The organism is Pseudomonas sp. FH1 (assembly GCF_000510895.2).
In the GTDB taxonomy this organism is placed as follows: domain Bacteria; phylum Pseudomonadota; class Gammaproteobacteria; order Pseudomonadales; family Pseudomonadaceae; genus Aquipseudomonas; species Aquipseudomonas azotoformans_A.
In genome coordinates this window covers 423147-430342 of record NZ_AOHM01000129.1, presented here as the reverse complement: position 1 = coordinate 430342, position 7196 = coordinate 423147, and the positions used below count along the sequence as shown (strand labels likewise).

Here is a 7196-nt window from a genome sequence, read left to right as displayed (position 1 = left end):
TCTGAGTTTAAGAGATCTTGAAGACACAAGCTGGCTTGCCTGCGATGCAGACACCTCTGTACATCAGGCACACCGAGTTGATGCCATCGCAGGCAAGCCAGTTCCCACAGAAAAGCAGATCCAATTCAGCTCTGGCTCTGGCTCTGGCTCTGGCTCCGGCTCTGGCTCTGGCTTTGTTTTTGATTTTGATCTTAAGCGCCCCGTCAAACACGCTGGCCGGAATTCGGCAGGGATTTGGGGGGTAAACCGGCAGGGATGCCGGTTTAGCCGCCCCGCGCCATGGATGGCGCGTGGCGGCGGCCCCCCAAATCACTGTCGGATTACGGGCACACCGAGCCTAGGCGAGGTGCCGAGTGTTGGGGCAAGAGCGCTTTGGTTACTTTCGCGCTTTTCGAAAGTGACCCGCCGTAAGGGCGGAACCCTAAGTGGCCGTTACCCAAATAACGGATATGCCCCCCCACCAACCCCAACCCTTTTCGCCCAGCGGACTGCCGCTCCCCCCCATTTCCCGTTATACTCGCCGGCTTTCAAAAGTTCGCCAACGAGTGCTGCCCGCCATGGAAATCAACCCGATCCTTAACACCATCAAGGACCTGTCCGAGCGCTCCGAAACTATTCGGGGGTATCTTTGACTACGATCAAAAGCATGAGCGTCTGACCGAAGTCAATCGCGAGCTTGAAGATCCTGCTGTCTGGAACAAACCTGAATACGCCCAGGAACTGGGCCGCGAGCGCGCTGCGCTGGCGCAGATCGTCGATACCCTCGACGAACTGAACACCGGTCTGGCCGATTGCCGTGACCTGCTGGACATGGCCGTCGAAGAAAACGACGAAGGCGCAGTGGGCGATGTCGTCGCCGAGCTGGCCCGTCTCGAGGAAAACCTCGCCAAACTCGAATTCCGCCGCATGTTCAGCCACGAGATGGACCCGAACAACGCTTACCTGGACATCCAGGCCGGTTCCGGTGGCACCGAGGCCCAGGACTGGGCCAACATCCTGCTGCGCATGTACCTGCGCTGGGCAGACAAACGCGGTTTCGAAGCGACCATCATGGAACTGTCCGCCGGTGAAGTTGCCGGTATCAAGGGCGCGACCGTGCACATCAAGGGCGAATACGCCTTTGGCTGGTTGCGCACCGAGATCGGCGTACACCGCCTGGTACGCAAGAGCCCGTTCGACTCCGGCAACCGTCGCCACACGTCGTTCTCTGCGGTGTTCGTCTCGCCAGAGATCGACGACAAGGTCGAGATCGAGATCAACCCGGCCGACCTGCGCATCGACACCTACCGCTCCTCCGGTGCCGGTGGTCAGCACGTAAACACCACCGACTCGGCCGTCCGTATCACCCACGTACCGACCAACACCGTGGTCAGCTGCCAGAACGAACGTTCCCAGCACGCCAACAAAGACACCGCCATGAAAATGCTGCGGGCCAAGTTGTACGAGCAGGAAATGCAGAAACGCAACGCCGCGTCCCAAGCGCTGGAAGACACCAAGTCGGATATCGGCTGGGGTCACCAGATCCGCTCTTATGTGCTCGATGCGTCGCGGATCAAGGATCTGCGCACTAACATCGAACGCAGTGACTGTGACAAGGTGCTCGATGGCGACATCGACGAGTATCTGGAAGCCAGCCTGAAATCAGGCCTGTAACACCCTAATTCTGTGATGGAAAATTTAAAGACATGAGCGACCAACAACTCGACCAGGCCCTGCAACAGGAAGAAAACTCCCTGATCGCCCTGCGCAAGGAAAAGCTTGCTGCCGAGCGCGCCAAGGGCAATGCCTTCCCCAACGACTTCCGCCGCGAAAACTACTGCGATGCCTTGCAGAAGCAATACGCGGACAAGACCAAGGAAGAGCTGGCAGAGGCAGCGATCCCGGTCAAGGTGGCAGGTCGCATCATGCTCAACCGTGGCTCGTTCATGGTGATCCAGGACATGACCGGTCGCATCCAGGTCTACGTCAACCGCAAGACCTTGCCGGAAGAAACCCTGGCCTCGGTGAAAACCTGGGACATGGGCGACATCATCGCCGCCGAAGGCACCCTGGCCCGTTCCGGCAAGGGCGACCTGTATGTGGAAATGACCAGCGTGCGCCTGCTGACCAAGTCGCTGCGCCCGCTGCCGGACAAGCACCACGGCCTGACCGACACCGAGCAGCGCTACCGCCAGCGCTACGTTGACCTGATCGTCAACGAAGAAGTGCGCCACACCTTCCGTGTGCGCTCGCAAGTGATCGCGCACATCCGTACCTTCCTGATGCAGCGCGACTTCCTGGAAGTGGAAACCCCGATGCTGCAAACCATCCCCGGTGGTGCCGCAGCCAAGCCGTTCGAAACCCACCACAACGCGCTGGACATGGAAATGTTCCTGCGTATCGCGCCGGAGCTGTACCTCAAGCGTCTGGTTGTTGGCGGCTTCGAAAAAGTGTTCGAGATCAACCGCAACTTCCGTAACGAAGGCGTTTCGACCCGTCACAACCCAGAATTCACCATGTTGGAGTTCTACCAGGCCTACGCCGACTACGAAGACAACATGGACCTGACCGAAGAACTGTTCCGCGAACTGGCGCAGCTGGTGCTGGGCAGCACCGACGTGCCGTACGGCGACAAAGTGTTCCACTTCGGCGAGCCGTTCGTACGTCTGTCGGTGTTCGATTCGATCCTCAAGTACAACCCTGAGTTGACTGCCGACGACCTGAACGACATCGACAAGGCCCGTGCCATCGCCAAGAAAGCCGGTGCCAAGGTGCTGGGCTTCGAAGGCCTGGGCAAACTGCAGGTGATGATTTTCGAAGAGCTGGTTGAGCACAAGCTGGAGCAGCCGCACTTCATTACCCAGTACCCATTCGAAGTGTCGCCGCTGGCCCGTCGTAACGACGACAACCCGAACGTCACCGACCGCTTCGAGCTGTTCATCGGCGGCCGCGAAATCGCCAACGCCTACTCCGAGTTGAACGACGCGGAAGACCAGGCCGAGCGCTTCATGGCCCAGGTGGCCGACAAGGACGCCGGTGACGACGAAGCCATGCACTACGACGCTGACTTCGTCCGTGCCCTGGAGTACGGCATGCCGCCAACGGCCGGTGAAGGCATCGGCATCGACCGTTTGGTGATGCTGTTGACCAACTCGCCGTCGATCCGCGACGTGATCTTGTTCCCGCACATGCGGCCACAAGCGTAACCGAAGCGAAATCCGAAGCCGCCTTTTATAAGGCGGCTTTTTTATGTGGCGTCTTTAAGCGTCAAGCAAACAGCGCCAGGTTTTGATCTATTCAAGGATTTGAGTCGTGAACCGCGTAACCGCTCAAGAAGGCGCCGCCGGCATTGCCGCTGCCGTGGCTGAAAGCGTCCAGTACCAGGGCCGCAAGGCCAGTCGTCGGGGTAGCGAGCAGCGCAGGCAAGACATCCTCGATGCAGCCATGCGCATTGTGGTGCGCGATGGTGTACGGGGTGTGCGTCATCGGGCTGTGGCGGCGGAGGCCGGGGTGCCGTTGTCGGCCACCACCTACTATTTCAAGGATATCGATGACCTGCTCACCGATACCTTCGCCCAATACGTCGAACGCAGCGCCGCGTTCATGGGCAAGTTGTGGGTACGCAACGAAGGGCTGCTGCGCGAAATGGTGGCCTATGGCGATGGCAGCCCACAATCACGCTCGCAACTGGCGGATGATATTGCGCGCCTGACTGCCGATTACGTCTTGCGCCAACTGACCAACCGTCGTGAGCACCTGATGGCCGAGCAGGCGTTCCGCCAGGAAGCCTTGCTCAACCCGCGCCTGGCCGAGTTGGTGCGCTCCCACCAGCAGATTCTGTTGCAGGGCACCGGGCAGTTTTTTCAGGTGCTGGGCTCCCGCGAGCCGCAACAGGATGCCAAAGTGTTGACGGCGATAATCAGTCGGATGGAATATCAGGGCCTGCTGGGCGGCGCAGAGCCTCTGACCGGTGAAGAGATGCTTGAGATCCTCAAGCGTTACATGCATTTGGTGTTGGCCTCGGTCTGACACCGGGGGATGTCCAATGAAAACCTGGCGTCTGGCGGTAATCGCCTTGTCGTTCCTGCTGCTGAGCGGTTGCCTGGTGACCTTCAAGGATCCGCTGCCGGCCCATGACGCCGCGCCGCAGGCCCTGCTGGGCCAATGGTCGAGCAAAAACGCCTGGGGTGAACCGCTCAACCTGCACATCACCGCCATGGGTGAACACCGTTACAAAGCCGTGAGCTACCCTACAGCCAAGCCGGGCCAGCGTGATGAGTACCTGTTCAGCGTTTCTCGCCATGGTAGCCGCTGGTATTTGTCGGCGCCGCTGCCGGCCAAGCTCGGCGGGAACTTCATCCTGGCGGGCTTCGAAATCAACGAAAAGCATGAATTGGTGGTCTACAACCTCGACCTTGAGCAGATCCATCAAGCCATCGGCCAAAAGGCGTTGCACGGCAGTACCGTGGAAACCGTCGAAGGTGCAGGCGTATTGGTGGACAGCCCCTTGGACCAGGTGTTTGCCTACCTGGATGATCCGGCTAACGCCGATGTATTCGTGGAAGCCGTGCGCTACCAGCGCGCGGGCAAATAACGTTTAAAGAGGAAGCACCGGGTGGACGATTACCAGCAGACGATACGCACCTTGTCTGATCGCATTGTGCTGGCGCAAACACCGATTCGCGTCCTCGACGCCGTGAAGTGGGACGACACTATTCGCCAGGGGTTCCTCAAGGCCAAGGGCAAGGAAATGCCGGCGGTGAGCCGCGACTACTACCTCAACCGGCCGCTGTCGTTCGACTCCAGCGCGGTGAAGCTGGAGTTCCAGAACATCGAGCGCGATATCACCCGTCGCCTCGGGCAGTTCAGCCCGGTCGGGCAGATCATGCGCCGCATGTGCAAGGAATACCGCATGGTGGTGCGCATGCTTGAAGCACGCGGCACCGAGGATTTCGGCCTTATTTCCCAGGAACTCTATGGTGCGGCCTCCGATGCGTTCCACGCGGGCGACCCGACCCTGGCTGACTTGGGCCTGATGCTTTCGGACTACCTGAACAACATCGACGGTCGTGGCGACTTGAAGGACGAGGCCAAGACCCTCACCGCCAAGGACGCCGTGGCCCTGCTGCAAACCCGCTTGAACAAAGTGTTTGGCGAGGCCGAAGAGACCATTCGCGTGTTCGAGTCCGACGGTATCGTCGCCGACGCGGCGGCGGGTGCCGACTATATCAAGATCCGCGCCGACGCGATGTTCAACGACCGCGACGTACGCGCCCTGGAAGTGCATGAAGGCCTGGTGCATGTCGGCACCACCCTCAATGGCCAGAACCAGCCGATCTGCACCTTCCTGTCAAAAGGCCCGCCATCGTCCACCGTGACCCAGGAAGGCCTGGCGATCCTGATGGAAATCATCACCTTCGCTTCCTACCCGAGCCGCCTGCGCAAACTGACCAACCGCACCCGGGCCATCCATATGGTGGAAGAGGGCGCCGACTTCCTGCAGGTGTTCGAGTTCTTCCGCGAACAAGGCTTTGAGATGGCCGAAAGCTACGGCAACGCCAGTCGCGTTTTCCGGGGCTCGGTGCCGACCGGTCTGCCGTTTACCAAGGACTTGTCCTACCTCAAGGGCTTCATCATGGTCTACAACTACATCCAGCTCGCCGTGCGCAAGGGCAAGCTGGAACAAGTGCCGCTGCTGTTCTGCGGCAAGACCACCCTGGAAGACATGCGCACCTTGCGCCAACTGGTCGACGAAGGCCTGGTGGTACCGCCCAAGTACCTGCCGGAACAATTCCGTGACATGAACGCACTGGCGGCGTGGATGTGCTTCTCCAACTTCCTCAATCACTTGAGCCTGGATCGGATCGAGGCGGATTACTCCAATATCCTTTAAACCGTGGTATTCGCGAGGCTTCAACGGATGAGAATCCTCGGCATTCTGTGCCTGCTACTCACATTGAACGGCTGCAGCTCGCTGCTGTTCTACCCCGAGCCCGGCCTGCCGTTCACGCCGGAAAAAGCCCACCTGCACTACCGCGACGTTAGCTTGACCACCGCCGACGGCGTGAAGCTCCATGCCTGGTGGTTGCCGGCCAAGCCCGGTGTGCCGCTCAAGGGCACGGTGCTGCATTTGCATGGCAACGGCGGCAACCTGGCCTGGCACCTGGGCGGCAGTTGGTGGCTGCCCGAGCAAGGCTACCAAGTGCTGTTGCTGGACTATCGCGGTTATGGCTTGTCGCAAGGCAAACCCTCGCTGCCCGCGATCTATCAGGACGTGGACGCGGCGTTCAGTTGGATCGACCAGGCGCCGCAAACCCAGGGCCAGCCGCTGATTATTCTCGGCCAAAGCCTGGGCGGGGCGTTGGCGGTGCACTACCTGGCCGCCCATCCGGAGCGCCAATCCCAGCTCAAGGCCCTGGTGTTGGACGGCGTCCCCGCCAGTTATCGTGACGTAGGACAATTCGCCCTGAGCACTTCCTGGTTAACATGGCCGTTTCAGGTGCCCCTGTCCTGGCTGGTGCCGGACGGCGACAGTGCAATCTATGCCATGCCCCAACTCACAGGCGTGCCGAAGCTGTTGTTCCACAGCCTGGACGACCCGATCGTGCCGGTGGCCAATGGCATCCGCCTCTACCAGGCCGCGCCACCACCCCGGGTGCTGCAGTTGACCCGTGGCGGACATGTGCAGACCTTTGCCGACAAGACCTGGCAAACGGTGATGCTGCGCTACCTGGACGACCCGCAGCACTTCAACGGCTTGCGCCGCCTGGGCGAGATTCCGAACTTTCCTAAAGTTGATTCATCAGAGAGCCCGCAATGAGCGAAGAACGCAACATGATCCCGCTGATCCTTACCGGTATCGGCACCATCATCGGCACCGTTGGCTGCCTGTGGTTCTACGGTTACCTGCACTTTGCCAAGCCGGAAGATGCCTTGCTGCTCAGCGATTTCACCATGCTCAAGACGGTGCCGGGCGAGGACTACAAGATCTCCCTGACCCCGGCCGCGCAAGTGGCGCAGTGCGTGGATGGCGTGCTGGTGATGTTCGACACCGAGCAGAAAGGCCTCAGCGGCGTGTTGGTGAACAACAAGAAGCAGGCTGTGCGATGCATGGGGCAGGAAACCCCGCAATTGCAGCAGTGAAGGCGGTTTTTGCCGGTGTGGGAAAGCTCCGTTTTGCGTGCCGACTAATGATTTAACACTGATAAGCCGCTCGG

Annotated in this window: 7 protein-coding genes; all 7 read left to right on the top strand. The window is 60.1% G+C overall.

From position 1 onward, the window contains the following. The first annotated feature begins 557 nt into the window (after nt 1-557). The 7 genes from prfB to H096_RS29780 all read left to right on the top strand — a co-directional run bounded on the left by prfB (nt 558) and on the right by H096_RS29780 (nt 7122). A protein-coding gene (gene prfB, locus H096_RS29810; RefSeq protein ID WP_100215725.1) for a peptide chain release factor 2 occupies nt 558-1653 on the top strand; the annotation gives its coding sequence in 2 pieces (ribosomal slippage) (nt 558-629 and nt 631-1653; 1095 coding nt in all). 32 nt (nt 1654-1685) lie between these two features. Then, nucleotides 1686-3185, top strand: coding sequence for a lysine--tRNA ligase (gene lysS, locus H096_RS29805; RefSeq protein ID WP_033902829.1), 1500 nt, complete (start codon nt 1686-1688; stop codon nt 3183-3185). A 106-nt stretch (nt 3186-3291) separates the two neighbouring features. Continuing rightward, on the top strand, nt 3292-4008 hold the full coding sequence (locus H096_RS29800; RefSeq protein ID WP_033902828.1) for a TetR family transcriptional regulator: 717 nt from the start codon (nt 3292-3294) through the stop codon (nt 4006-4008). A 16-nt stretch (nt 4009-4024) separates the two neighbouring features. After that, the gene (locus tag H096_RS29795; protein ID WP_033902827.1) at nt 4025-4573 is read left to right on the top strand and encodes a hypothetical protein; all 549 of its coding nucleotides are present in this window, start codon (nt 4025-4027) and stop codon (nt 4571-4573) included. A 21-nt stretch (nt 4574-4594) separates the two neighbouring features. Next, a complete protein-coding gene (locus tag H096_RS29790) occupies nt 4595-5872 on the top strand; it encodes a flavohemoglobin expression-modulating QEGLA motif protein (protein WP_033902826.1) in 1278 nt (425 codons plus the stop codon). A 27-nt stretch (nt 5873-5899) separates the two neighbouring features. Then, complete coding sequence (locus tag H096_RS29785) at nt 5900-6799, top strand: alpha/beta hydrolase (RefSeq protein WP_033902825.1); 900 nt, start codon at nt 5900-5902, stop codon at nt 6797-6799. Continuing rightward, nucleotides 6796-7122: a hypothetical protein gene (locus H096_RS29780; RefSeq protein ID WP_017738324.1), complete on the top strand. Its 327-nt coding sequence runs from the start codon at nt 6796-6798 to the stop codon at nt 7120-7122. The genes H096_RS29785 and H096_RS29780 overlap by 4 nt, the downstream gene beginning before the upstream one ends. The last annotated feature ends 74 nt before the right edge of the window (nt 7123-7196 follow it).